Source organism: Actinomadura sp. NPDC048394 (assembly GCF_040651755.1).
In the GTDB taxonomy this organism is placed as follows: domain Bacteria; phylum Actinomycetota; class Actinomycetes; order Streptosporangiales; family Streptosporangiaceae; genus Spirillospora; species Spirillospora montaniterrae.
Window position 1 is genome coordinate 88,712 of the sequence record NZ_JBEZJL010000003.1, and the last position, 25,161, is coordinate 113,872.

Genomic DNA, 25,161 nt, shown 5'->3' on the forward strand with positions numbered 1-25,161 from the left:
TCTGTTCAACCGGCCCCCGCGCCCTCGGCAGGGGGTTCACGGCCGGGCGGTGCCGCCCGTCCCGGCCGCGCGGGGCCCGGTGGGGGCGCCGGTCTGCGCCGGCGCGCCGCTCGCGCCGGTGCCCGGGGTGCCGGTCGCGCCGCCGGGGGCGCCGGACAGTGTGCTCTTCACCACGGCGCTCCGCTCCTTGTCGAGCTTGGCGAGCAGCGACCGGACGTCCGCGGCGGTGAGCGCCTCGCCGATCACCCGGGCCTGCGCCGAGTACGGGTAGGAGCCGGGGTGGTCGAGCGCCGACTTCACCCACGTCCGCCAGGCCCGCCCGGCGACGGTGCAGGTCAGCACGAACGACCGGTCGGACGGCACCGGCGCGGACGAGGTGCAGGAGCCGAGCGCCGTGCCGCGGGTGGTGATCGACGCGCGCAGCGCGGCGCGCGCGCCGTCCGGCACCGTGTCCGGCGACGACAGGGTCGCCGGGACGCGCACCGTGCATCCCGCCGTGTTCTGGTCGCAGTTGACGAAGGTGAGCTTGCCCGGGTCGAAGTGCAGGTTCGGGTCGGCGGCGCCCGCGAGCGCCTTCACCCGCGGCCGCAGCCGGGCGAACAGCGCGGCGGGGTTCGGCAGGTCGGCGACGCTGAACCGGGCGGCGTCGGCCCCGGCCGCCTGCACGGCGAGCAGCCGGTACGGCGCCGCGGCCGACACCAGGTAGTTCGCCCCCGACGTCCTGATCTTGTAGGCGCGGACGCCGTTCACGGTCTCGATGGGCGGCTTCGCCGGCGCCTTGGTGAGCAGCTTCGCGATCGCCTGCGCGCCGAGCACGTCCGGGACGTCGAAGCCGGGGACGGACGCGGGCGCCTTCGACCAGCGGCCCGCGTAGTTGTCGGGGTGGGCGCTCTCGCCCGCGTACTCGCGCCAGAACTGCAGGCCGGCCCTGACGTAGGTGTCGCCGCCGACCGCGACGACCTCGGCGCTCAGCGGACCCGCCGCGAGCGTGCCGATCGCCGATCCCGCCGTCGTGACCTGCAGGTCGGCCTGGACGGGGCGGCCGTTCGCGGCGGTGAGCGTGCCCTGGTAGCGGAAGCCGGGCCCGGACGTGAGCTGCCGTCCCGCCTCCAGCGCCCACGCCGAGGGCGCCGTGGCCGACGGCTTCGGGCGCGCCTTGCCGGCCCCGTCGTCGTCGGAGATGAACACCACGGCGACGGTCGCGGCGGCCGCCACGACCACGGCGACGCCCGCGCCGGTCACCAGCCGCTTCCTGAACCGCCCGCCGCGCGGCGGCGGCCCCCCGATTCCGGGCGGCAGCGGCATCCCGGGCGGCAGCGGCATTCCGGGGGCGCCGGGCGGGCCGGGCGTCCCCGGGAACCCGGGCATGCCGGGCGTTCCCGGGTCCTGTGCGGGCATGCCGGCGCCCGGGCCGTGGTGCGGGAGGCCGTCCGGCGCGGTGGCGCCGGGCGCCTGCGGCGACGCGGCCGGCGAGGGCGGCGGCGTGGCGGGTGCGGTCCGGGGCGGGCCGCCGGCGACGAGGACGTCGTCCGGTGCGGGCCGGGCAGGTTCGGACTCCGGAGAAGGGTCGTCCTGATCAGCGCTCACAAGCCATAAGGATGCCCGACGATGCGAGCGGCCGGACCGGAAACCGTGCATCGCCGGGCATAACGCCACATCGGCCGGGGCGGCCGGCCTCCGCGCCGCCCGCCCCGACCTGCGGGCTCACTCGCTGTCGAGCCCGCTCTGCAGCGAGGCGACCTCCGACGGAGTGGCGCCGATCACCTTGTACTGCGCGTGCTTGTAGAAGGTGCCGCCGGTGGACTTGGCCCAGCTCTGCCACGCCGCGGTCGCGATCCGGCAGCTGGCCCACACCGAGCTCGTGTCGTTCATCGTGATCGTGTCGGTGCAGTTGCCGAGGTCCTTGCCGGTCAGCGTGCCGGCCGTGATGTTGAACCGGACGTCGACCGTCACCGGGGTGGACGCCCCGTACGGCGGGCGGATCTTGGCCTCGACGGTGCAGCCGGAGTTGCTGTTGCAGCCGCCCTTCTTCCACTCGTCGACCGAGGGGCGCGCCGACGCGTCGAACGAGTTCTTCAGGTCGCCCATGCTGGTCCGCATGGTGGAGATCACCGTGGACGCCTCGGACGAGGACTTCGGCGTCACGTCCAGCGCCACCCGCGGCGTCGTCGCCTCGTAGCGCAGCAGCTGCGCGTCGTCGGCGTCGGTGATGTAGAGCGTCGAGGTGAAGGTGGTGAACTTCAGCGCCTTCTTGCCGGCCCAGGTCGTCTTCAGCGGCTTGACCTTGGCGGTCGCCGCGGCGCGCAGCTTGGCCGCGAGCGCGGTCGGCGACAGCTCCTGCTTGAAGTCGATGTCGAGCTTGTCGGCGCTCAGCCGGCCCCACTGCTGCCCGCTGCCGAGGTAGTACGGCGTGCCCTCGGTGCTCTCGATCTGGTCGCGCCAGTACGAGGCGTCGGCCTTCAGGAACAGCTTGCCGTCGGCCGACAGCAGCGTGACGCTGTCGCTGTTCCAGGTGACCGGGCCGGTCGCGCGGCCGCCCTTGGTCACGTCGAGCTGGCCCTCGATGTTGTCGGCGCCGCCGCCGAAGTCGCCCTTCAGCCCGACGACGCGCTCGGCGGCCATGGAGTCGGCCGCGGCCTTCAGCTTCTCCTCGGGCGACTTGCCGCCGCCGTTGGCCGCCACCACGAACACGACGACGCCGATGAGGAGGATCACCACGACGGCGCCGCCGACGAGCGCCGCGATCAGCGGGCCGCTGCTGCGCTTGGGCGGCGGCATGCCGGGACCCATCGGCCCGGTGGGGCCGGGGGGCGGCGGGAAGAACGGCGGCGGGGTACCCGGGCCGCCGGGGCCGCCGTACCCGCCGGGGGGCGGCGGCGCGCCGGGACCGCCCGGAGCGCCAGGAACGCCCTGGCCACCCGGGTAGCCGGGGCCGCCCGGACCAGGGGAACCGCCGGGCCCCGCAGGCGGCGGCGGAGGCGGCCAGGAGGCACCACCCGGGTTCTCCCAGCCCGGGTTCGGCGGAGGGTTGCTCATCCGGTCACGTCCTTCCAGGTCAACTGACCCCAATGCATTCCCTAGTGTGCAGCAAAACGATGGCATTGTGATCCACCGAGGTGGAGGTACGACGCCACACTCCGCACGCCCCTTTCGGGGATACTTGCTTGGACGCGGATGGGAGGGTGGCGGTGCATAACTATTTCGACTCATATGTCGCGCTTGCCGCGCTGGTGATCGCCGGCGGCGGCATCGTCGGCGGCGGCCTCGCCGCGAACCGGATGCTCCGCCCGCACCGCCCGACTGTGGAGAAGCTCACCACCTACGAGTGCGGCGTCGACCCGGTCGGCGACGGCTGGGCGCACTCCTACATCCGCTACTACGTCTTCGCCTACCTGTACGTCGTCTTCGCGGTGGACGCCGTGTTCCTCTTCCCCTGGGCGACGGTCTTCTCCGCCCCCGGCTACGGCGCCACCACGCTCGGCGAGATGTTCGTCTTCCTGGGCTTCCTCGCCGTCGGGCTCCTCTACGCGGGCCGCAAGGGCGTCCTGTCCTGGCTCTGAGCCGCGGGCTCGGAGCCCGAGGCCTCCGGCGGGTGCCGTCCGGGCTGTAACAATGCATGCGTGGGCACCATCGATCTCCCGCCGCCGAGCGTCGGACCGCTGTCGCGGCTCGCCCCCAAGCCGGTCAAGTTCGTGCTCAACTGGGGCCGCCGCTACTCGCTGTGGGTCTTCAACTTCGGCCTGGCCTGCTGCGCGATCGAGTTCATCGCCACCTCGATGAGCAGGCACGACTTCATCCGGCTCGGCGTCATCCCGTTCGCGCCCGGCCCCCGCCAGGCCGACCTGATGGTCGTGTCCGGCACCGTCAGCGACAAGATGGCGCCCGCCGTCCGCCGGCTGTACGAGCAGATGCCCGAGCCGAAGTACGTGATCTCGTTCGGCGCCTGCTCCAACTGCGGCGGCCCGTACTGGGACTCCTACTGCGTCACCAAGGGCGTCGACCAGATCATCCCGGTGGACGTGTACGTGCCGGGCTGCCCGCCGCGTCCCGAGGCGCTGCTGCAGGGCATCGTCCACCTCCAGGAGAAGATCGCCGCCGAGTCGCTCGGCGACCGCTACGACGGCGGCGACCCGATGAGCCCGCCGCCCGCGCCGCGGCCGTTCTCGGCCACCGTTCTGCGCCGCCCCCTCCAGCCGCCGCCCGCCGAGCCCCCCGCCTCCGAAGAGCCGTCTGCGCCGGACGAGCCGTCCGCTTCGGACACGACGCGTCCCGTGCCGCCGCCGGTCGACGCGCCCGAACCGGAGGCCGCCGGCGAGACCCGCCCGCTTCCACCCGCCGAGCCGCCGACCGTCCCGGCGCCCGAGACCGAGGCCGAGGCCGAGGCGGTGCGTCCGGACGACGAGACGCGCCCCGTGCCGCCCGTCGAACCGCAGGCCGAGGCGCCCGGCGACGCGCCGGCCGCCGAGGGCGACACCAGGCCGCTGCCCGCCGCCGAACCGGAACCGGAGCCCGGCGCGGCCCGGCCCGATGACGAGACGCGGCCGATCCCGGCCACCGAGGACGAGCCCGCCGCCGGACCGCAGCGGCGGCGCCGGGACGAGCACGACCCGTCGATCATCCCGGGGCTCGCCGACGACGGGAACGACGACGAGATCGGGCGGGACCGGTGAGCGCCCCCGCGGAACTCGCCGCCGCCTGGACGGACCGGTTCGGCGACGGCGTGACGACCGAGGAGACGGCCGGCGGGCTGTCCGTCGGCGTGCCGGCCGACCGCTGGGTGGAGGCGCTCACCTTCGCCCGCGACGACCTGGCCTGCGGTTTCTTCGACTGGCTGACCGGCGTGGACGAGCTCGACGAGGGCTTCGCGGTCGTCGCCCACGTGTACTCGCTGGAGCGGCGCCACCACCTCCTCGTCCGCACGCGGGTGCCGCGGGACGCCCCGTCGCTGCCGACCGCCACCGGCGTGTACCGGGGCGCGGCGTGGCACGAGCGGGAGACGGCCGAGATGTTCGGCATCGGGTTCGAGGGGCACCCGAACCTCGTCCCGCTGCTGCTGCCGGACGGGTTCGAAGGGCATCCGCTGCGCAAGGACTTCGTGCTGGCGGCGCGGGTCGCGAAGCCGTGGCCGGGTGCGAAGGAGCCCGGCGAGTCCGGGCACGGCGCGCCGAGCCGCCGCCGCGTCCGCCCGCCCGGCGTGCCCGACGAGGGCCCGTGGGCGGAGGTGGCCGAGCGCCGCCGGACCGCGGGCCGCCCGCCGCGGGAGCCGGACGAGCCGGACGCGCGGCGGCCGCCGCGGGAGCGGGGCCCGGATGCTTGAGATCATCGGGAAGCTGGTGCTGGTCGCGGCGGCGTTCGCGCTGCTGCCGCTGCTGGTCGGGCAGGCCGAGCACAAGGTGATGGCGCACATGCAGGGCCGCCTCGGCCCCATGTACGCGGGCGGTTTCCACGGCTGGGCGCAGCTCGTCGCGGACGGCGTGAAGTTCGCGCAGAAGGAGGACGTGGTCCCGCGCGACGCCGACCGGTGGGTGTTCAAGCTGGCGCCGGGCGTCGCGCTCGTCCCGTACCTGCTGGTGCTGATCGTGGTGCCGGTCGGGCCGGGCGGGCAGGTCGCGCTGGACCTCGGCGTCGGGGTGTTCTTCGCGCTCGCGGTGATGGGCATCGGCGTGATCGGCGCGATCATGGCGGGCTGGGCGAGCGCGAACAAGTACGCGCTGCTCGGCGGGATCCGGGTCGCCGCGCAGCTGATGTCCTACGAGCTGCCGATGGTGTTCGCGGCGTCGTCGGTGGCGATGGCGGCGGGCACGCTGTCGCTGCAGGGCATCGTCGGCGAGTGGCGCTGGTGGTGGCTGCCGTGGCAGGCGATCGGCGCGGTGGTGTTCTTCGTCGCGGGCCTCGCCGAGCTGCGCCGCCCGCCGTTCGACATGCCGGTCGCCGACTCGGAGATCATCTTCGGCCCGTACACCGAGTACGGCGGGCTGCGGTTCGCGCTGTTCATCCTGGCGGAGTACGCCGGGATCGTGGTGCTGTGCGCGCTGACGGCCGTGCTGTTCCTCGGCGGCTGGAAGGGCCCGTTCCTGGACACCGAGCTGGGCTGGCTCTGGACGCTGCTCAAGGTCGCGGTGCTGGCGTTCTGCGTGATCTGGCTGCGGGTCAGCTACCCGCGGATGCGCGAGGACCAGCTGCAGAAGCTCGCGTGGGCGTGGCTCGTGCCGCTGTCGCTGGCGCAGCTCGCGCTGACCGGCGTCCTCAAGGTCGCCTTCGCCTGACCCCTTTCCGCCGAGCCACGCGACGCGCGGGCCACGCGCCGTCGGACCGCCAGCCCGCCGGCCCGCGCGGGTCACGCGCCGCCGGGCCAGCGGTCTGCGCGGGCCGTCAGTCGCCGTTCTCCAGGTCGTTCGCTCCGAGGTGGAGGGGCTCGACCCATTCCTCGCCCCAGGGGTTGAGGTAGGTGTCCGGTTCCATGAGGTCGTCGGAGGCCCAGCGGACGCGGACCCATTCGGTCTCCAGCAGGGGCTGCCGGAGGGGCGGCGCGGCGGCGGCGACGGCGTCCCAGTCGAGGTCGAGCCGCTCGACCGTCACCCCGTCGTAGGACGCCGGCGCCTTCTCCGCGTCGGCGTCCTCCAGGATCCGGTCGAGGCGCGATCCGGCGTCGGCGTCCCCGTCCTCGCTCCGTTCGTACAGGTCGAGGACGTGCGCCAGCAGCGGCAGAGCGCGCGCCTTGGCGAAGTCGTAGGGTTCCATGACCTGGTCGAGGACGTCCCACAGGTCGTCGTCCCGACGCTGCGCGGCGATGGTCTCGGCGAGCGCCTCGTCGCACCGCGCGTCGCCCGTCCGCAGGTACGGGTGCAGGTCGACGCCCTCGACGATCACGCCCTCCTGGACGACCCACAGGTGCAGCAGCGCGCCGTACCACATCACCAGGTAGGAGTCGGCGCCGTGGCCGTGGTAGTGGCCGGCGAAGGCGGCGGCGAGGTCGGCGACGGACGTGCCGACGAAGACGTCGCCCTGGCGGGCGCCGCCGGAGCCCACCGAGAACTCCAGCAGGTAGCAGCTGTGGGCCGTGCTCTCCTCCTCGTCCAGGTCGAGGGCGTCGGGCGCGGCGGGAGCGGGATCGGGCACGGTGGCCTCCGGAGGCGGGGAGCGGCAGCCGTCCCTTTCTAGCGCACGGGGCCGACAGCGGATCGGGATCTGCGGAAGATCAGGGAAGGAAGATCGTGTACTCGGAGAGCTGCGGCATGATCGCGGGCGGCAGGTCGCAGTCCACGGCCATCTCCTCGACGGACACGAACGTGCCGTGCTCGTCCCGGTGCGCGACGACCCGCTCGGCCAGCTCCTCCGTCATCCCGGGCAGCGCCGCGATGATCTCCACCGGGGCGTGGTTGGCGTCGACGAGGCCGCCGTCGTCGTAGGCGCGCGGGACGTCGGGGCGGCCGATCCGCAGCTCGTGCGCGAGGGCCGGGTCGTCGGCGGCGATCGCGCGGGCGTCGGCGCGCAGGTTCCGCCGGTACTTGGCGTACTCGACGGCGTTCTCGTTGTGGTGGCTGCGCGGGACCTCGCGGGGGTACACCTGCCGCCGGACGGCGAACGCGTGCGCCGTGCCCGCGGGCCACAGCGTCAGCAGCAGGATCGTGCCGAGCGCGATCAGCAGGATGTTCCCGCTGCTCAGCGCGGCGAGGACCGCCACCAGGCCGACCCCGTACCCGGCCGCGGCGGCCCCGTGGTTCCACGAGCCGCGCTTGACGGCGGCGTAGAGGAACGTCACGGGCGTCGCGAACCCGAGCGTGAGGAACGGCATGATCGCCCACAGCACGCCGTTGGGCTCCGCGGGCGGCGGTGGAAGCGGCGGCACCGGACGCAGCGGCGGCAGCGGATACCCCCCGGAACCCCAGGTCGGGGACGCGTCCGGCCGTCCTGCCGGCGGGACGGGACGCACCGGCGGGACGGGACGCGCCGGCGGCACCGGGCGCGGTGCGGAAGGTGGGTGGGGCGCGGAAGGCGGGCGCGGTGCGGAGGGACGCGGCGGCTCGGCAGGAAGGGGCGGGACTGCGGCCGGGCGCGGCGGAACGGGCGGACGCGGCGGCAGCGAGGAGCCGCGCGGCGGCGTGAAACCGTCCGGCTTGGTGGTGCGGTGCACCGGCATACCGCCCGGCGGTGTCCCCTGGACGGGCGTCCCGCCCGGCGGTGTGGCGCCCGAAGGCGTGGAGGACTGCGGGCGGGCGTGGTCGGCTCCGTGGTCGTACTGTCCGTCCGCATGGTGGCTCACATGTCCTCCTTGCCCGCAGGCGTACAGGAGCGCGGGCCGCGGGTGCCCGCGTATCGTCCGACGAACGCCGAACCCGCCGCGTTCCACCGCGGCGTTTCGTACGCAATCATGTTGCGCGTGGGACGGTTGCCAGGAGGTGGGCTGGCCAAGGGGCTGGCCGTCACGTTGCGGACTATGACGCGGCGCTCCATCACGCGTCAATACCCCGAGGTACAGCCCGATCTGCCCCCGCGCAGCCGGGGGGTGATCGCGCTCTTCGAGGAGAACTGCACCGTGTGCATGCTCTGCGCGCGCGAGTGTCCCGACTGGTGCATCTATATCGACTCGCACAAGGAGACCGTCCCCGCCGAGGGCGGTGGGCGGCCCCGCGTCCACAACGTCCTCGACCGGTTCGCGATCGACTTCGCCCTCTGCATGTACTGCGGGATCTGCATCGAGGTGTGCCCGTTCGACGCGCTGTTCTGGTCGCCGGAGTTCGAGTACTCCGAGTACGACATCGCGGAGCTGACCCACGAGAAGGAGCGGCTGCGGGAGTGGATGTGGACGGTCCCGCCGCCGCAGGCCCACGACCCGGCCGCCGAGCCGCCGAAGGAGGTCGCGGCGGCGGAGAAGGCGGCGGCGCGGGCCGCGCGGCGCCCGCCGCCCGGCCGTCCGGGAGGCGGGCCGTGAGCGGCCAGGAGATCGTCTTCACGCTGCTCGGGGTGGTGGCCGTCGGCGCCGGGATCATGGTGGTGACGACGCGGCGGCTCGTCCACGCGGCGCTGTGGCTGGTGCTGTCGTTCGGCGCGCTCGCGGGCGGCTACCTGGTGCTGACCGCGGAGTTCGTCGCGTGGGTGCAGGTCCTGATCTACGTCGGCGCGGTCGTCGTGCTGCTGCTGTTCGGGATCATGCTGACCCGCGCGCCGATCGGCGACTCCGCCGACCTCGACTCCGGCAACCGGTGGGCCGCCGCCGCGGTCGCCGTCGCCACCGCCGCGGTCCTGGTCACCGTCATGATCATGGGGTTCCGGGACGAGAAGATGCCGTTGCGCGCGGGCGGCGGGTCGGCGAGCGAGCTCGGCGCGAGCGTGTTCCGCACGTGGGTGCTGCCGTTCGAGGTGCTGTCGGTGCTGCTGCTGGCCTCGCTGGTCGGCGCGATCGTCCTGTCCCGCACCGACATCGGGCCCCGGCTGCCCGGCCGGCGGAAGGGGCGCGGCTGATGCATCTGGCCTACCCGACCGTCGTCGCGGCGCTGCTGTTCTCCGTCGGCGTCTACGGGGTGCTCGCGCGGCGCAACGCCATCCTCGTCCTGATGTCGGTCGAGCTGATGCTGAACGCGGTGAACCTGAACCTCGTCACGTTCGACATGCGGTTCCGCGACCGGCTGCACGGCGGGCAGGTGCTCACCCTGTTCACGATCGTGATCGCGGCGGCGGAGGTCGGGCTCGGCCTCGCGATCGTCCTGCTGGTGTACCGGAACCGGCGGATGGTCGACGTCGACCGGCTCCGGGAGCTGGCCGAATCCGACGAGGAGCCCGAGTCCGAGCCCGGCACCGAGCCCGGCGCCGAGCCGGTCGAGGAGGCGGCGCCGTGATCTGGCTCGCGTCCCTGGCGATCCTGCTGCCGTTCCTCGCCGCGTTCGGCGGGATGCTGGCCGGCCCGTCCCTCGGGCGGCTGCTCGGGCGGCTTCCCGGCCAACGGTCGGCGCTGCGCGACGGCCCCGCGCTGATCGCCTGCGCGCCGGTCGCCGTCTCGCTGGTCCTGGCGGCGATCGTCGCGTTCGTCGTCTGGCAGGACCCCGGCGAGCGGACCGGCACGCTGACGGTGATCGACACCGGGTCCGTGCCGATCCGGGTCGGGCTGCAGGTGGACGGCCTGTCCGCGGTCGTGGCGCTGATGGTCTGCTGCGTCGCGCTCGCCGTCCAGGTGTACTCGGTCGGCTACATGGACGGCGACCGGCGCTACTCGTCCTACGCCGCGTTCATCTCGCTGTTCACCGCCGCGATGCTGCTGGTCGTGTTCGCCGGCGACCTCCTCGTCCTGTACGTGGGCTGGGAGGTCATGGGCATCTGCTCGTACTTCCTGATCGGCCACCACTGGGAGGAGCGGGCGAACTCCCGCGCGGCCGTCAAGGCGTTCCTGGTGACGCGGCTGGGCGACGTCGGGTTCCTCATCGGGATCATCGTGCTCGGGCTCGGCGCGCGGACGTTCGAGATCCACGGCGTCCTGGCCCGGGTCTGGACGATGCCGGACGCGACGCTCACCGCCGCCGCGCTGCTGCTGCTCGCCGGGGTCGCGGGCAAGAGCGCCCAGTTCCCGCTGCACACCTGGCTCCCGGACGCGATGGCGGGCCCCACGCCGATCAGCGCGCTGATCCACGCCGCGACCATGGTCGCGGCCGGCATGTACGTCGTCGCGCGGCTGTACGGGGCGTTCGCCGCCGCGCCGGGCGCTCTCGCCGTCCTCGGCGTCATCGCGGTGGTCTCGATGGTCGGCGCGGCGCTCGCGGCCCTCGCCCAGGACGACCTGAAACGCGTCCTCGCCTACTCGACGATCAGCCAGCTCGCCGTGATGGGGGCCGCGCTCGCGGTCGGCGCGAAGTCCGCGGCGATCTTCCACCTGCTGACGCACGGGGCGTTCAAGGCGCTGCTGTTCCTCGCCGCCGGCTGCGTGATCGCGACCACCGGGTCCGCGCTGCTCGCGAACCACGGGGGGCTCCGGCGCGGCATGCCGGTCACGTTCTGGTCGATGACGGCGGGGTTCGCGGCCCTTGCGGGCGTCCCGCCGTTCAGCGGCTGGTTCAGCAAGGACTCCGTCATCGAGGCCGCCCAGCACGCCGCCCTGCACGGCGGCGAGACGACCGACGCGGGCTGGTTCGCCTACGCCCCGCTGAACAGCGGTCCCGTGGCCGGTGAGGTCACCATGATCCATTCCTTCGGCCTCTACCAGGACCAGCCTCATTGGACGACGCTGCCGTCCGGGGTGGCGTGGCTGGTCTATCTCGGGTTGCTGCTGACGGTCGCGCTGACGGCGGCGTACGCGATGCGGGCCTGGCTGATGGCGTTCTTCGGGGAGCCGCGCGGGACGTACGAGATCCGCGAGCCGTCGAGGATCATGTCGTGGACGGTCGCGGCGCTGGCCGTCCCGGCGGCGGTCCTCGGGTTCTTCGGGCTCGGGGCGGGCGAGCTGCGCCCGCACATCGGCCCGGCGCTGCTCGGCATCGCGCTCCTGCTCATCGGCGGGGGCGCGGTGTTCCTCCTGTGGAACCGGGACCCGGCGTCCGACCCGTCGGGGGCCCTCGGGCCGGCGCGCAAGGTGTTCGCGCGGGGCTTCTACGTCGACGAGCTGTACGCGATCGCGGTCGTCCGGCCCGTCCAGGCCCTCGCGCGCGGGGTCGTGCGGTTCGACCGGCGCGGCGTCGACGCGGCCGTCGTCGGAGCCGGGCGGGGCGCGCGGCGGCTCGGAGGGCTGCTGCGGATCCCGCAGAACGGCAACCCGCAGACGTACCTGACGGGCCTGCTCGCGGGCGTCGTCGTCATCACGGCCCTGGTGGTGATCTTCCGGTGATCTTCCTGTGGATGATGGCGATCCCGCTGTTCGGGGCGCTCGCGATGCTCGTCCCGGCGGACCGGTTCCTGCGCACCGGGTTCGCCGTCCGGGCGTTCGGGACGGGCGTGTCCGCCGCGACGCTGCTCGTCGCGGTGTCCGCGATGACCGCGTTCGACTTCGGCGACACGTCCCGGACGCAGCTCCAGGCGGACTGGGCGTGGGCGCCCGCGATCGGGCTGCGGTTCCACCTCGGCGCCGACGGGATCTCGCTGCCGCTGGTCGTGCTGACCGCGCTGCTGACGTTCCTGTGCTTCCTGTACACGCTGCGGCATCCCCCGGCGGGCGGGCGGATCCGGCTGCTGACCGCGCTGCTGCTCGTCCTCGAGATCGGGCTGATCGGCACGTTCACCGCCCTCGACCTCGTGCTGTTCTTCGTGTTCTTCGAGACCGTGCTGATCCCCATGTACGTGGTGATCATGCTGTGGGGCGGGGACGGGCGGCGCGCCGCCGCGGCCAAGTTCATCCTGTACACGCTCCTCGGATCGGGGCTGCTGCTGGCCGGGATGCTGCTGGTCGCCGTCAACGCGGGCACGCTCGACATGGTCCAGCTGGCCGCGCGGCACGGCTCCGGCGTCTCCCGCGGCGTCCAGATCACCGCGTTCGCGCTGATGGCGATCGGGCTCGCGGTGAAGGCGCCGATGTGGCCGCTGCACACCTGGCTGCCGGACGCGCACACCGAGGCGCCGACCGTCGGGTCCGTGCTGCTGGCCGGGGTGCTGCTGAAGATGGGCACCTACGGGCTCGTCCGCGTGGCGCTGCCGCTCGCCCCGGACGGCGCGCAGGTGTGGGCGCCGTGGCTCGGGCTCCTCGCCGTCATCGGGATCGTCTACGGCGCGCTCGCCTGCCTCGCCCAGCGCGACCTCAAACGGATGATCGCCTACTCGTCCGTCGGGCACATGGGGTTCGTGCTGCTCGGCATCGCGACGCTCACCCCCGTCGGGATCAACGCGGCGCTGTTCGGCAACATCGCGCACGGCCTGATCACCGGGCTGCTGTTCTTCCTGGCCGGAGCGGTGAAGGACCGCTGGGGCACCACCGACATGGACGCGATCGGCGGCGGCATGCTCGGCACCTCGCCGCGGCTGGCGTCCGTGCTGACGTTCGCGTCCGTCGCCTCGCTCGGGCTGCCTGGCCTCGCCGGGTTCTGGGGCGAGATGCTCGCGATGGTCGGCGCGTACCGCCCGCACGCCGACCTCCCGCGCGCCGCGTTCGTCACGTTCATGGCGGTCGCCGGGATCGGCGCGCTGCTCACCGCCGGCTACTTCCTGCGCATGCTCGCCAAGATCACGCACGGGACGCGGCCGGCCGCCGCGGCGGACCCGGGCGCCGTGGTGTCCGCCCAGGAGTACGCCGCCTGGGTCCCGCTGATCGCGCTCACCCTGCTCGTCGGGCTGTGGCCGAAGACCCTGCTGGACGTGACCGCCGCGCCGGTCCGCGCGCTGTTCGGAGGCGGCTGATGATTCAGGGCATCGACTACGCGGCGATCGCGCCGCCGCTGATCGTCGCCGCCGCCGCGCTCGCGCTGCTGCTCGCCGACGCGTTCGACGCCCCGCGCCGCGTCCTCGGCCTGGCCTGCGGCGGGTCCCTCGGCGCCGCGCTGGTCGCGGTGATCGCGCTGGCGCCCGGTGACCGGCGCGCCACCTTCTGCGTGCCCGCCTCGCTGCGCGGCGGCGGCCCCCGCTCCTGCTCCTACGTCACCGACGACTTCACGCTGCTGTTCCAGGGCATCGTGCTCGCCGCGGCCCTCGTCGTCGTGCTGCTGTCCCTCCAGGAGATCACCGACGCGGAGATCCCGGCGGGCGAGTACCACTTCCTGCTGCTGTGCGCCGTGATCGGCGCCCTGACGCTCGTCGCCGCCCGCGACCTCGTCCTGCTGCTGGTCGCGCTGGAGACGCTGTCGCTGCCGGTGTTCGCCCTCGTCGGCCTCCGCCGCTACGACGGGCGGGCGTCCGAGGCCGCGCTCAAGCTGTTCCTCGTCTCCGTCGTCTCCACCGCGATCATGCTGTTCGGCATCTCGCTGGTCTACGGGACGACCGGCGCCATGCACCTCGACCGGATCGCGCCCGCCCTCGACCGGCTCCCGTCCGACCTGGACCCGGTCGCCGCCGTCGGCGCCGTCCTCGTCCTCGCCGGGTTCGCGTTCAAGGTCGCCGCCGTCCCGTTCCACTTCTGGGCCCCGGACGTGTACAACGGCGCGCCGCTGCCCGTCGCCGCGTTCCTGTCCGTCGTGTCGAAGGCCGCCGGATTCGCCGGTCTCGCGATCGTCCTCGCCCTCGGCCTGCCCGCGTACGGGCACGTGTGGGGCCCGGTGATCGGCGTCCTCGCGGCGCTCACCATGACGCTCGGCAACCTCGTCGCGCTCCGCCAGCGGACCGCGATCCGGCTGCTGGCCTGGTCGTCCGTCGCCCAGTCCGGCTACATGCTCGCGCCCCTGTCGGTCGGGTCCCACCGCCTGCCCGAGGCCGTCGCCGCGACCACCGCGTACGTCGCCCTTTACGCCGTCATGAACCTCGGCGCGTTCACCGTCGTCATCGGCTTCGCGCGGCGCGGCCTCCGCGGCGCCCGCCCCTACCGCGACACCCTGGACGGCTTCCGCGGCCTCGCCCACCGCAGCCCCGCCACCGCGACCGCCCTCGCGTTCTTCCTCATCTGCCTCGCCGGCCTCCCGCCCGGCGTCATGGGGCTGTTCGCGAAGGTCGTGGTGTTCCGCTCCACCGTCGCCGGCGGCGTCACCTGGCTCGCCGTGATCATGGCGATCAACACCGTCATCGGCCTGTACTACTACCTCGCCTGGGCCGTCCGGCTGTTCACCCCGCCCGTCCGCCCCTTCACCGACCCGCTGCCCGGATGGCCCGTCCGCGCCGCCCTCGCCGCCACCGCCGCCGGCGCGGTCGTGCTCTCGATCGCCCCCCAGATCGTCCTCCAGACCGTCTCCGCCGCGACCTAGCCTGGAAGGGGACGCGCCGGCCCCGGGAACGTTGGGGCTGGTCACACCGTTGTCGTTCATGTCGGGCCTGGACGGGGAGGCGGCGAAGAGTGCGGTTCAACGGCGTCAAGACGGCGGCACTGATCGCTGCGCTGTCGGCATTGATGCTCGCGATCGGCTGGGCGTTCGGCGGCACCGCCGGCCTCACCATCGCGCTGGTCATCGCCCTCGGCACCAACGGCGTCGCCTACGTCTTCTCCGACCGGATCGCGCTGCGCTCCATGCGCGCCCACCCCGTCGGCGAGGTCGAGGCGCCCGTGCTCTACCGGCTCGTCCGCGAGCTGTCCACCACCGCCCGCCAGCCCATGCCCCGGCTGTACGTCTCCGAGACCCGCCAGCCGAACGCGTTCGCCACCGGCCGCAACCCGCGCAACGCCGCCGTCTGCTGCACCCGCGGCATCCTCCGCATGCTGGACGAGCGCGAACTACGCGCCGTCCTCGGCCACGAGCTCTCGCACGTCTACAACCGCGACATCCTGATCTCCTCCGTCGCCGCCGCCATCGCCACCGTGATCACCTACCTGTCGCACCTGGCGATCTTCCTGCCGATCGGCCGGGCGGACGACGACGACGGGCCCGGCGTCCTCGGCGCCCTGCTCATGCTGGTGCTCGGCCCCGTCGCCGCCGCCGTCGTGCAGATGGCGATCAGCCGCACCCGCGAGTTCGCCGCCGACTCCGCCGGCGCCCGCCTCACCGGCGACCCGCTCGCCCTCGCCGCCGCCCTCCGCAAGATCGAGGCGGGCACCCAGGCGATGCCGCTGCCGCAGGACCCCGAGCTCGCCACCACCAGCGCCCTGATGATCGCCAACCCGTTCCGCGGCGCCGGCATCGGCAAGCTGTTCTCCACCCACCCGCCGACCGCCGAGCGCATCGCCCGCCTCGAACGGATGGCGGACCGCCCCTAGAGTGCCGTCAGGATCACCGGGCCGTCCCCGGTGATCGCGATCGTGTGCTCGAAGTGCGCGGCCCGGCTGCCGTCCGCCGTCGCGATCGACCAGCCGTCCGCCAGCGTCCGCGCCTCGTCCGACCCGCCCTCGTGGAGCATCGGCTCGATCGCGATCGTCAGGCCCTCGCGCAGCGGCATCCCCTTGCCCGCCCGGCCCACGTTCGGCACCGGCGGGTCCTCGTGCATCTCCGTGCCGATCCCGTGCCCGCCGCAGCCCTGCATGATCCCGTAACCGGCCTCGCGCGCCGTCCGCTCGACCGCGTTCGCGATGTCGCCCATCCGGTTCCCCGGCACGGCCGCCGCGATCGCCCGCTCCAGCGCCGTCCGCGTCACGTCCAGGAGCCGCTGCCCGGACTCGTCCCCGGACCCCACGAAGAACGACACGGCCGCGTCCCCGCAGTACCCGCCGAGCGTCGCCCCGCAGTCCACCGAGACCAGGTCCCCGTCCTTCAGCACCCGCCCGCCCGGAATGCCGTGCACGACCACGTCATTGACCGACACGCAGATGTTCGCCGGATACGGCACGGGCGCCCAGCTCGGCTTGTAGTGCAGGAACGGCGACGTCGCGCCGTTCTCCTTCAAGATCCGCCCGGCCACCGCGTCCAGCTCCGCCACCGGCAGGCCGGGCTCCGCCGCCTCCCGCGTCCCCGCCAGGATCCGGGCCACGACCTGTCCGGCCTCGCGCATGCGCTCCCACTCCCGTGGGCTTCGGTACGTCACCATGGCGAAGATAGTAATACCAGTATTAGAATGCTTCCATGGTCCGCACGCCACTCACCGACGAGCAGCGCGACCGGGGCCGCGCCCTCGGCCAGGTCCTCCGCGCCGCCCGCGGCCCCCGCAGCGCCGCCGCCGTCGCCCACGACGCCGGCATCTCCCTCGACACCCTCCGCAAGATCGAGCGCGGCGCCATCGCCGCCCCCGCCTTCTTCACCGTCGCGTCCCTGGCCCGCGTCCTGGACCTCGACCTGACCGCCCTCGCCGCCCGCCTCGAACCGTTCTGCGAATCGGAGCGAACCGACGAGCCCGCCGCCGCGTCATAAACCACGAGAGCGCGCCGGCCGCCTCTGCGGGGGAGGCGGCCGGCGCGCTCTCGCCGCGTCTACCGGTAGTTGACGAACTGGAGGGCGACGTCCAGGTCCTTGCCCTTCAGCAACGCGATGACCTGCTGCAGATCGTCCTTCTTCTTCGAGCTCACCCGCAGCTCGTCCCCCTGGACCTGGGCCTTGATCCCCTTCGGCCCCTCGTCCCGGACGATCTTGCCGATCTTCTTCGCGTCCTCCTGGGAGATGCCCTCCTTCAGCCCGACGCCCAGCTTGTAGAGCTTCCCCGACAGCCTGGGCTCGCCCGGGTCGATCGCCTTCAGCGAGATGCCCCGCTTGACCAGCTTGTCCTTCAGCACGTCGAGCACGGCGTTCGCCCGCTCCTCGGTGTTCGCCTGGATCTCGATGCTCTCCCCGGACCACTTGATCCCCGCGTCCACGTTCCGGAAGTCGAACCGGTTGGCCACCTCCTTGGCGGCCTGGTTCAGAGCGTTGTCGACCTCCTGCCGGTCGAGCTTCGAGACGATGTCAAACGAGCTGTCGGCCATCGCGCACACTTCCCCTCAGCAGCACCTTCGCGGTCCTGAGAGCGTATCGACTCCCGCCCCGCCCCCGCCGCTCCGCACCGCCCGCCTCCGATGTCACGACCACTCGCCGCGTCCGCTATTCTTTCCAGTGCCGTCGCGAGAGCGACGCCACGGCGGGTTGCCCGAGTGGCCAATGGGAGCGGACTGTAAATCCGTCGGCTTAGCCTACGCAGGTTCGAACCCTGCACCCGCCACACCACGCGAAACGGCCTCTGACCAGCCCCAACGGTCAGAGGCCGTTCGCACATCCAAGCTCCAGCGCGCGCCAGAGCCCCACGGCGTAGGCGTGATCAGCCGTCACGAGGCAGCTGCGCTCGGGCTGCTGCGCGGCTCCACGCCTGGCCGCCTGGAGCGTGTGGCGTGGGCGTCGGCTCACCGGGTGGCCGCGCCGGGGCGTACATCGCGAGGCCTTGCGATCATGTCACGTTGCGTCGGCTGGACTGGCAGGGCGCGGGCTCCATCGACGCCGAGCCGTCGAGGATGGCGGGGGAGGAACAGCGGCTGCGCCGTGTGGACTGGGCGCTACGCGGCACCGGGGCAGCACCTTCCGGACGTTGGTCTTCGCGGCGGACGAGCTGTGGCTTGGTGGTCTGAGGAACCCCATCGTTCGGGGGATGGGTGCCCGCTTACACTCGGTTTGTGGATCAGCATGCCGCTGATGGAAGCGGAATCCGGACTACACGCACCATGTCAAGCGCTACGAAGTCCAGGCGCCCCTCGATCGGCGAGCGTATCGGCTCGGTGGTCAAAGCATCGTTGTCCCTTCTCATCATCGGTTGTTTCCTGACCTTCTCGCTTCTCGACATCGGTTCGGCCTGGTCGGCGAAGCTCAATCGCGGAACCCGCGGAATCTTCGTCGCCGAAGAATGCTGGCGCACGAATTCGGGATGTCACTGGATAGGAAACTTTGTTTCCTACGACGGGAAGGTTCAACGCGCCGACGTCGAGTTCGAGGGCAAGGTCGCCCACGCCGGTCAGCAGGTGCCGGCGAGGGACACCGGTGACCGCGTCGACGTTTACCCGATGGGCGGTGGTTGGGATTGGCTCTGGACGACGATCATCCTTGTGCTGTCACTCGCCGCACTCGCCCTCTGGACGCTGGTATGGCTGGTATGGCCGAGAAGAGAGTCGCATGCCTCTCGCTCGTGAGGGCGATCTCTACATGGCAGCTGGTATTGCGTGCGGACGGGCTCGCAAGCGAGCTGATCAGGATTTCAGCCCGGCGTTCTTTGGAGGACGGTCCGCAGGGTCACGGATACGCGTCGGCCGCGGGGAATGCGGCCGTTGGGGCCAGGGTCGGTCTTGCGTGCGGGGATGGCGTGTCGCCAGGTGAATCGTGCTGGGCCGGTCATCACGCACAGGCTGCCGGGTTCGAGGCGTACCGGCACGCGCGTCTTGACCTCGGAGTTGGTGAACTCCATGACGCACGCGGACAGCAGGCTGACCGAGGCGACGACCGGTCCGAAGCTGGGGACGTGGTCGACGTGGGCGCTGATGCCCTGACCGGGAAGGTATTCGTTCACGATCACCTGGTCGGGTCGTCGGTCGAAGTGGCCGTCGTCGTGCAGGCGCCGGGCCAGTGCCACCGCCCAGCCGGGTAGTGGTGGGGCCGGTGCGTCGTCCACGCCGCGACTGCCATAGTCGTAGCGGTGCCCGTAGTGCTGGACACGGCGCCGCAGCTGCGACGACCAAGGTGCACCGTCAATGTTCGCAGCTAGTTGCCGCTGGCTGTCGTCGTCCAGCCAGCGGTGGACCCACAGAAGGCCTGGAACCATGATCGAAAACCTATCGATCGGTCTCTGTCCGGTCCACGGTTCGCTTGGGCTTGCAAGTTCAGGCCCACAGCGCCTGACCTCGGTCGATGGGGAAGCCGATGGTGCCGGGCCGTCACGGACGCCTTCACGCGGTGGCCTTGTGCTCCCCGCTGCCTGCTGAGAGTGTTTGTAAGGTGGCGCGTGAAGATCGCCGAAGCCGAGTGCAGAAGCAGCGCGAGGCCGGGGGAGAGACGTTCACCGACGTTCTCCGGCGCGTGGTCCGGCACATGCCTGTGGCGATCCCGGTCCTTCGTATACAGCGATCATCGCTGTTCCTCTGATCGCGCTTGGGTGATCCGCCGAGGGAAGACGCCCAGGTGAATGTGTGAGCCAAGGGGTGCGCACCTCCCCCGCCCGTTGTCGGTGGTCGGCTGGAGCCTGTGAAGGGTGCCCTTCGGGCGTCACTGTGTGATGGCTCCGCTAGTGAACGTCGCGACGTTCCTCGTTTATCGGGTCGGGGTTTTTGGCAAGCGGTGGTGAGGCGGTGTATCGCGGGCGTATGGAAAAGCGGATACGCCGTGGCAACGGGCGTCCGTCTTCAGTGGGGGCATGGACCACAGGCCATCACTGTCAGCACGCAGGCGCGGGATCGCGCTCGTCGGGCGGTTTCTCGCTGAGTCAGGCCCTCGTCATGGGCTGTCTCTTCGGTGGTAGTCGTGGCGGTCAAGGTGCGCGTTCTTGCGTTCGTCACCCGGGTCGTCGCGGTGATGCTGGTGCCGGTCGCGTTCTGTCGCGGGCCGGGGCGTGCTCGCTTTCTCGCGTGCCAATGGGCGTTGAGCCTGCGCTTTCCCGCTGAGGATCTTCGGGGGCTGGCGCCGGAGACGCTGGCGGCGTTCACGCAGGCGCGGGCCGAGGCGTTCTGGCGGGACGGGCAGCTGATCGGCCTCACCTCGGGATACCGCGACGCGAGGGAGCAGTACCGGATCTTCGCCGAGGAGGTGTGGCGGACCGGGTCGGTGCGGGCGGCGCGGCGCCGGGTGCTGCCGCCGGAGGAGTCCAGTCACGTGCGGGGGTTCGGGCTCGACGTCCGGCCGACCGAGGGCGCGCGGTGGCTCGAACGCCATGGTTGGCGGTACGGGCTCTACCGCGTCTACGACAACGAGTGGTGGCACTTCGAGTACCGGACGGCGGCGCCGATCCGGCTGCCGCACCCGGACGCCGCGCCGCGGAGGCGGCCGTGAACGGGCCGACCTTGCGGACCCTGCCCGAGGCGGTGGCCGCGAACGTGGCGGAGGTCCGGGCGCGGACGCGGAGCAGGATCATGGCCGTGGTCAAGGCCGACGGCTACGGCCATGGCGCGGTCACGGTCGCCGAGGCCGCCGTCGCCGCGGGTGCCGGGTGGCTCGGGACGACGAGCGTCGCGGAGGCGTGTGCGCTGCGCGCGGCAGGGCTGGCGGTGCCGATCCTCACCTGGCTGCATCCGTCCGGGATCGACGCGGAAGCGGCGGCGACGGCCGGGGTCGATGTCGCGGTCGGGTCCGTGGACGAGCTCGCCGCGCTCATCGTGCAGGCCGCGTCCCCGGTGCGGGTCCACCTCCATGTGGACACCGGGATGTCCCGTGGCGGCTGCCCGCGCGGGCGGTGGGACGAGCTGATCGGTCTCGCTCAGCGCGGCCAGAAGGCCCGGAGGGTCCGCGTCGTGGGCGTCATGGGGCATCTTCCCCGCGCTGACCTGGCTGAGCCGGCGGCGAACGCGCCGGCGGTCGCCGGCATGTACGAGGCGGTGAAGGCGGTTCGGACGGCGGGGCTGGGTTCGCCGCTCGCCCACCTGGCGGCCACGTCGGGGACGTTGACCGATCCGGCGACGCATTTCGGCATGGTCCGGGTCGGGGCGGGGCTGGTCGGTATCGATCCGTCCGGGACGGTGGAGCTGCACGGCGCGTCCCGTCTCACGGCGCCGATCGTCCACACGACGGCGGCTCGGGCCGGTACGCCGGTCGGTTACGGCGGTGCGTACGTCACCTATCGCGACACCCACCTGAGCGTCCTGCCCGTCGGGTACGCCGACGGGATCCCGCGCGAGCTGTCGCCCGGGGCCGGCGTCGAGATCCGCGGGCGCCGTTTCCCGGTCGCCGGACGGGTCTCGATGGACCAGATCGTGATCGACACCGGCGACCGGTGCTTCCCGGCCGGCACGTCCGCCACCGTGTTCGGCCCGGACGGGGGAGCGACCCCGAGCGTCCACGACTGGGCCCGCTGGGCCGGGACCATCCCGCACACCATCGTCACCGGCATTGGGCCGCGTGTGAGAAGGAGCATCGCATGACACGGAGCATCGTGGTGATCGGCGGCGGAGAGAGCGCCGAGCACGACGTCTCCCTGGCCACGGCCGCGGCGGTCGCGAAGGCGCTGCGGTCCGGCGGGTTCGGCGTCGAGGAGCTGACCATCGACCGCGACGGGACGTGGCGGCGGGGCGCGGATGCGCTCGGGAAGCGGGCGATCGGTTCGCTGGCGGAGGCGCTGGGCGTCATCGAACGGGCCGACGTCGTGTTCCCCGCGGTCCACGGCCCGACCGGCGAGGACGGGACGCTCGCGGCGCTGTGCGCCCTCACGCACACGCCGATGGTCGGCTCGGGCCTGCGCGCCGGGGCGCTCGGCATGGACAAGTGGGCGACCAAGCTCGTGGCGGAGGCCGTCGGGATCCGCACCGCGCCCGGACGGCTGGTCACGGCCGCGGAGATCGCCGGTGTGGGGTTCGAGACGGACGTGGTCGTGAAGCCCGCGTCGGCCGGGTCGAGCTTCGGTGTCGCCCTGGCGCGCGACGCGTCCGAGCTGCGCGAGGCGCTGCGGTGCGCCGCGCGGTTCGACGACCGGATCCTGATCGAGGAGGTGGTCGAGGGCCGGGAGATCGATGTGGCGGTCCTGCGCGAGGCGGACGGCCGCCGATGGGCGTCGCCGCCGCTGGAGATCCACACCGACGGCCTGTTCGACACCCGGTCCAAGTACGACGGGTCGGCGCGGTTCACCGTGCCCGCCCGCATCGACGGCGCGGACCGGGCGGCCCTGACCGGGGCGGCGCTGCGGATGTTCGACGCGCTCGGCTGCGCGGGCGTCGCCCGCGTCGACTTCTTCCTGACCGGCGACGGACCCGTCCTGAACGAGGTCAACACCATGCCGGGGATGACCGAAGAGTCCCAAGTGCCGAGGATGTTCGCCGCGACCGGGCTGCCTTACGAGCAGTTGGTCGCGCGCCTGGTCGACGCCGCCACCGTCCCCGGCCCCGAGTGATTCGCGTCACCCCGGTTCGGGCCGTGCGGCGTGTCGGTTTGCATACGTCGGCGATATGCGAGGCCGCATAGCCTTGAGGCGTGCGTGTGCTGATCGTGGAAGACGAGCCCTACCTGGCCGAGGCCGTCCGGGACGGCCTCCGGCTGGAGGCGATCGCCGCCGACATCGCCGGCGACGGCGACTCCGCGCTGGAGATGCTCGCCGTGAACTCCTACGACCTGGCGGTCCTGGACCGCGACATCCCCGGCCCGTCCGGCGACGAGATCGCCCGGCGGATCGTCGCGTCCGGCAGCGGCCTGCCGATCCTCATGCTCACCGCGGCCGACCGGATCGACGACAAGGCCTCGGGGTTCGAGCTCGGCGCCGACGACTACCTCACCAAGCCGTTCGAGCTGAGGGAGCTGGTCATGCGGCTGCGGGCGCTGGACCGCAGGCGCGGGCGCGCACGGCCCCCGGTCAGCGAGATCGCGGGCCTGCGGGTGGACCCGTTCCGCCGGGAGGTCTTCCGCGACGGGCGCTACGTCGCGCTCACCCGCAAGCAGTTCGCCGTGCTCGACGTCCTCGTCGCCGCCGAAGGCGGGGTGGTCAGCGCCGAAGAGCTGCTGGAACGGGCCTGGGACGCCAACGCCGACCCGTTCACCAACGCCGTCCGCATCACCGTCTCCGCGCTGCGCAAACGGCTCGGCGAGCCATGGCTGATCGCCACGGTGCCCGGCGTCGGCTACCGGATCGACACGACGCGGCCCGGCGACGCACATGCGTAGGCGTCCGGGGCTGAGCGCGCGGCTGAAGCTCACCATCAGCTACGCCGGGGTGATCGTCCTCTCCGGCGCCCTCCTGCTCGCCGTGGTCTGGGTGTTCCTGCTGCGCTACGTCCCCGACGGGGTGATCACGACCGGGCCGCAGTTCTTCCGGCACACGGGGCCGGCGCCGCGCTTCGTCCCCAACCGCACCGACCTCTGGCGGGCCTTCGCCCCCCGCGCCGCCCAGGCACTGGGCTTCCTCCTGCTGTTCGGGCTCGTCGGCGGATGGCTCCTCGCCGGCCGGATGCTCGCGCCGCTCACCCGGATCGCGGACGCGGCGCGGCTGGCCGCGGACGGGTCGCTGTCCCACCGGATCCGCCTGGAAGGCCCGCGCGACGAGTTCCGCGAGCTCGCCGACGTGTTCGACACCATGCTCGAACGGCTCGAATCGCACATCACCGAGCAGCAGCGGTTCGCCGCGAACGCCTCCCACGAGCTGCGCACCCCGCTGGCGATCTCGCAGACGCTCCTCGACGTCGCCCGCAACGACCCCGCGTGGGACCGGGGCGAACTCCTCGAACGCCTGCAGACCGTCAACACGCGCGCGATCAACCTCACCGAGGCCCTCCTGCTGCTCAGCCGCAGCGACCGCAGGAGCTTCACGCGCGAGCCCGTCGACCTGTCCCTCATCGCGGAGGAGGCCGCCGAGACGCTGCTTCCCCTCGCCGAGAAGCGGCAGATCACGCTGGAGGTCACCGGCGAGAGGGCCCAGACGGTCGGCTCCGCGGAGCTGATCCTGCGGATGGTGACGAACCTCGTCCAGAACGCCATCGTCCACAACCTCCCCGCAGGCGGGACCGTGACCGTCCACACGGCGTCTCACGACGACGCGAGCGTCGTGCGGGTCGAGAACACGGGCCATCCGCTCCCCTGGGACCTGGTGCCGACGCTCACCGAACCCTTCCAGCGCGGGACGCGCCGCATCCGCACCGACGAGCACGCCGGCGTCGGCCTCGGGCTGGCGATCGTGCACAGCATCGTCCGAGCTCACGACGGCACCCTGGACCTCACGCCCCGTCCCGCCGGCGGCCTCGTCGTCACGATCCGGCTGCCCAGGACGCGCCAGGAGCCGTCCCCGGCCGGACCCCACCAGACGGCGGACGAGCCGTCACCGGCGGCGGTCGCGGAAAGCGCGCATGAACCGCTGCGGTTCACCGGTGGCGAACGCTTCACCGAAGGCGGTGACGCTCTCGTCCATGGCCTGGGGCAGAGGGACGTCCTCCCATGAGCGCAAGAGTCTCTTCTGCTGCCGCACGGCCAGCGGGCCGAGCGCGGCCAACCCACGAGCGGTACCGTCCACAGCCGCGTCCAGTTCCCCTGGCCCGGCCAGTTTCTGGATGAGCCCCCAGTCCAGCGCGGTGGCGGCGTCGACGTCCTCGCCGGTCAGCAGCAGCCAGGTGGCGCGCGAGGCGCCGATGAGCCGGGGGAGCAGCGCCGCGTGGATCACCGAGGGGATGCCGAGCCTCACCTCCGGCATCCCGTAGCGGGAGCCCGCACCGCCGATGCGCAGGTCGCAGGACAGCGCGACCTCCAGGCCACCGCCGAGGCACCAGCCCGCGAGCCTGGCGATGACCGGGGCGGGGAAGTCCCTGAGGTCGTCGCACAGCGCGCGCAGCCGGCTGATGAACGCGCGGCCGGACGCGCCGTCGAGGCCGGCCATCTCGTCGATGTCGGCGCCCGCGATGAACGCCTTCTCCCCGCTGCCGCGCATGATCAGCACCCTGACGTCGTCGCGGGCGCGCAGGCCGGCGAGGGCCCGGCGGAGGTCCTCGATCACGGGCGTGGAGAGGACGTTCAGAGATCGGGCGTTCGTGATGGTGAGGGTGGCGATGCCCTGATCGTCCACCCGCACGCGGGCGTGGCCGGGCTCTCGGGCGTGGCCGGGATCTGCGGGACGGGTCAT

25 protein-coding genes, 1 tRNA gene and 1 pseudogene are annotated in these 25,161 nt (G+C 72.7%); 19 read left to right on the top strand and 8 right to left on the bottom strand.

What is annotated here, in order from left to right; genetic code table 11:
- Positions 1-36: 36 nt before the first annotated feature.
- Positions 37-1,587 carry a hypothetical protein gene (locus AB0C78_RS02630; RefSeq protein WP_360740879.1) on the bottom strand — a complete coding sequence of 517 codons (1,551 nt, stop codon included), beginning with the start codon at positions 1,585-1,587 and terminating at the stop codon, positions 37-39.
- Between the two features lie 117 nt (positions 1,588-1,704).
- Positions 1,705-2,778 (bottom strand): hypothetical protein, encoded by a 1,074-nt coding sequence (locus tag AB0C78_RS02635; RefSeq protein WP_360740881.1) that lies wholly within the window; start codon positions 2,776-2,778, stop codon positions 1,705-1,707.
- Between the two features lie 410 nt (positions 2,779-3,188).
- Here AB0C78_RS02635 and AB0C78_RS02640 point away from each other — a divergent pair, with 410 nt between their 5' ends.
- From AB0C78_RS02640 to AB0C78_RS02655, 4 genes and pseudogenes are all read left to right on the top strand, one after another.
- Positions 3,189-3,560: an NADH-quinone oxidoreductase subunit A gene (locus tag AB0C78_RS02640; protein ID WP_225991408.1), complete on the top strand. Its 372-nt coding sequence runs from the start codon at positions 3,189-3,191 to the stop codon at positions 3,558-3,560.
- Positions 3,561-3,659: 99 nt separating this feature from the next.
- Positions 3,660-4,103 (top strand): annotated as a pseudogene (locus AB0C78_RS02645) (NADH-quinone oxidoreductase subunit B family protein); the annotation flags it as partial.
- A 563-nt stretch (positions 4,104-4,666) separates the two neighbouring features.
- Complete coding sequence (locus AB0C78_RS02650; protein WP_360740883.1) at positions 4,667-5,317, top strand: NADH-quinone oxidoreductase subunit C; 651 nt, start codon at positions 4,667-4,669, stop codon at positions 5,315-5,317.
- Positions 5,310-6,266, top strand: coding sequence for a complex I subunit 1 family protein (locus tag AB0C78_RS02655; protein WP_151538951.1), 957 nt, complete (start codon positions 5,310-5,312; stop codon positions 6,264-6,266). The genes AB0C78_RS02650 and AB0C78_RS02655 overlap by 8 nt, the downstream gene beginning before the upstream one ends.
- 106 nt (positions 6,267-6,372) lie before the next feature.
- Here the strand turns inward: AB0C78_RS02655 and AB0C78_RS02660 are convergent, their stop codons facing one another.
- Positions 6,373-7,119, bottom strand: a complete 747-nt coding sequence (locus AB0C78_RS02660) for a hypothetical protein (RefSeq protein ID WP_360740885.1) — start codon at positions 7,117-7,119, stop codon at positions 6,373-6,375.
- A 79-nt stretch (positions 7,120-7,198) separates the two neighbouring features.
- Positions 7,199-7,933, bottom strand: a complete 735-nt coding sequence (locus tag AB0C78_RS02665; RefSeq protein ID WP_360740887.1) for a helix-hairpin-helix domain-containing protein — start codon at positions 7,931-7,933, stop codon at positions 7,199-7,201.
- A 504-nt stretch (positions 7,934-8,437) separates the two neighbouring features.
- Between AB0C78_RS02665 and AB0C78_RS02670 the strand changes: the two genes are divergently transcribed.
- From AB0C78_RS02670 to htpX, 7 genes are all read left to right on the top strand, one after another.
- Positions 8,438-8,932 carry a 4Fe-4S binding protein gene (locus AB0C78_RS02670; protein ID WP_360740889.1) on the top strand — a complete coding sequence of 165 codons (495 nt, stop codon included), beginning with the start codon at positions 8,438-8,440 and terminating at the stop codon, positions 8,930-8,932.
- Positions 8,929-9,462: an NADH-quinone oxidoreductase subunit J gene (locus AB0C78_RS02675; protein WP_360740891.1), complete on the top strand. Its 534-nt coding sequence runs from the start codon at positions 8,929-8,931 to the stop codon at positions 9,460-9,462. The genes AB0C78_RS02670 and AB0C78_RS02675 overlap by 4 nt, the downstream gene beginning before the upstream one ends.
- Positions 9,462-9,836, top strand: coding sequence for an NADH-quinone oxidoreductase subunit NuoK (nuoK, locus tag AB0C78_RS02680; RefSeq protein WP_360740893.1), 375 nt, complete (start codon positions 9,462-9,464; stop codon positions 9,834-9,836). Before AB0C78_RS02675 ends, nuoK begins: the two co-directional genes overlap by 1 nt.
- Positions 9,833-11,809, top strand: coding sequence for an NADH-quinone oxidoreductase subunit L (locus AB0C78_RS02685; RefSeq protein ID WP_360740895.1), 1,977 nt, complete (start codon positions 9,833-9,835; stop codon positions 11,807-11,809). The genes nuoK and AB0C78_RS02685 overlap by 4 nt, the downstream gene beginning before the upstream one ends.
- Positions 11,806-13,308 carry an NADH-quinone oxidoreductase subunit M gene (locus tag AB0C78_RS02690; RefSeq protein ID WP_360740897.1) on the top strand — a complete coding sequence of 501 codons (1,503 nt, stop codon included), beginning with the start codon at positions 11,806-11,808 and terminating at the stop codon, positions 13,306-13,308. The genes AB0C78_RS02685 and AB0C78_RS02690 overlap by 4 nt, the downstream gene beginning before the upstream one ends.
- Entirely contained in the window at positions 13,308-14,798 is a 1,491-nt protein-coding gene (locus tag AB0C78_RS02695; RefSeq protein WP_360740899.1) for an NADH-quinone oxidoreductase subunit N, read from the top strand. Before AB0C78_RS02690 ends, AB0C78_RS02695 begins: the two co-directional genes overlap by 1 nt.
- Positions 14,799-14,887: 89 nt before the next feature.
- Positions 14,888-15,742, top strand: coding sequence for a zinc metalloprotease HtpX (htpX, locus tag AB0C78_RS02700; RefSeq protein ID WP_360740901.1), 855 nt, complete (start codon positions 14,888-14,890; stop codon positions 15,740-15,742).
- Here the strand turns inward: htpX and map are convergent.
- Positions 15,739-16,506, bottom strand: coding sequence for a type I methionyl aminopeptidase (gene map, locus AB0C78_RS02705; protein ID WP_360740903.1), 768 nt, complete (start codon positions 16,504-16,506; stop codon positions 15,739-15,741). The two genes, htpX and map, sit on opposite strands and share 4 nt — an antisense overlap.
- Positions 16,507-16,541: 35 nt before the next feature.
- On the opposite strand from map, the gene AB0C78_RS02710 reads away from it, so the two are divergent.
- Complete coding sequence (locus AB0C78_RS02710) at positions 16,542-16,826, top strand: helix-turn-helix transcriptional regulator (protein ID WP_360740905.1); 285 nt, start codon at positions 16,542-16,544, stop codon at positions 16,824-16,826.
- A 59-nt stretch (positions 16,827-16,885) separates the two neighbouring features.
- Here the strand turns inward: AB0C78_RS02710 and AB0C78_RS02715 are convergent, their stop codons facing one another.
- Positions 16,886-17,374 carry a YajQ family cyclic di-GMP-binding protein gene (locus tag AB0C78_RS02715; protein ID WP_360740907.1) on the bottom strand — a complete coding sequence of 163 codons (489 nt, stop codon included), beginning with the start codon at positions 17,372-17,374 and terminating at the stop codon, positions 16,886-16,888.
- A 151-nt stretch (positions 17,375-17,525) separates the two neighbouring features.
- On the opposite strand from AB0C78_RS02715, the gene AB0C78_RS02720 reads away from it, so the two are divergent.
- Both AB0C78_RS02720 and AB0C78_RS02725 read left to right on the top strand, forming a co-directional pair.
- Positions 17,526-17,607, top strand: a tRNA-Tyr gene (locus tag AB0C78_RS02720).
- Positions 17,608-18,052: 445 nt separating this feature from the next.
- Positions 18,053-18,562 carry a hypothetical protein gene (locus AB0C78_RS02725; RefSeq protein WP_360740909.1) on the top strand — a complete coding sequence of 170 codons (510 nt, stop codon included), beginning with the start codon at positions 18,053-18,055 and terminating at the stop codon, positions 18,560-18,562.
- Positions 18,563-18,627: 65 nt separating this feature from the next.
- Here the strand turns inward: AB0C78_RS02725 and AB0C78_RS02730 are convergent, their stop codons facing one another.
- Positions 18,628-19,188 carry an alpha-ketoglutarate-dependent dioxygenase AlkB gene (locus AB0C78_RS02730; RefSeq protein ID WP_360740911.1) on the bottom strand — a complete coding sequence of 187 codons (561 nt, stop codon included), beginning with the start codon at positions 19,186-19,188 and terminating at the stop codon, positions 18,628-18,630.
- A 695-nt stretch (positions 19,189-19,883) separates the two neighbouring features.
- Between AB0C78_RS02730 and AB0C78_RS02735 the strand changes: the two genes are divergently transcribed.
- The 5 genes from AB0C78_RS02735 to AB0C78_RS02755 all read left to right on the top strand — a co-directional run bounded on the left by AB0C78_RS02735 (position 19,884) and on the right by AB0C78_RS02755 (position 24,486).
- Positions 19,884-20,408, top strand: coding sequence for a M15 family metallopeptidase (locus AB0C78_RS02735; protein WP_360740913.1), 525 nt, complete (start codon positions 19,884-19,886; stop codon positions 20,406-20,408).
- Positions 20,405-21,493: an alanine racemase gene (gene alr / locus AB0C78_RS02740; RefSeq protein ID WP_360740915.1), complete on the top strand. Its 1,089-nt coding sequence runs from the start codon at positions 20,405-20,407 to the stop codon at positions 21,491-21,493. Before AB0C78_RS02735 ends, alr begins: the two co-directional genes overlap by 4 nt.
- Positions 21,490-22,455: a D-alanine--D-alanine ligase gene (locus AB0C78_RS02745; protein WP_360740917.1), complete on the top strand. Its 966-nt coding sequence runs from the start codon at positions 21,490-21,492 to the stop codon at positions 22,453-22,455. The genes alr and AB0C78_RS02745 overlap by 4 nt, the downstream gene beginning before the upstream one ends.
- Before the next feature lie 80 nt (positions 22,456-22,535).
- The gene (locus AB0C78_RS02750) at positions 22,536-23,219 is read left to right on the top strand and encodes a response regulator transcription factor (protein ID WP_360740919.1); all 684 of its coding nucleotides are present in this window, start codon (positions 22,536-22,538) and stop codon (positions 23,217-23,219) included.
- Entirely contained in the window at positions 23,212-24,486 is a 1,275-nt protein-coding gene (locus AB0C78_RS02755; protein WP_360740921.1) for a HAMP domain-containing sensor histidine kinase, read from the top strand. Before AB0C78_RS02750 ends, AB0C78_RS02755 begins: the two co-directional genes overlap by 8 nt.
- On the opposite strand, the gene AB0C78_RS02760 is transcribed toward AB0C78_RS02755, so the two are convergent.
- Positions 24,367-25,161 carry an enoyl-CoA hydratase gene (locus AB0C78_RS02760; protein ID WP_360740923.1) on the bottom strand — a complete coding sequence of 265 codons (795 nt, stop codon included), beginning with the start codon at positions 25,159-25,161 and terminating at the stop codon, positions 24,367-24,369. The genes AB0C78_RS02755 and AB0C78_RS02760 overlap by 120 nt on opposite strands.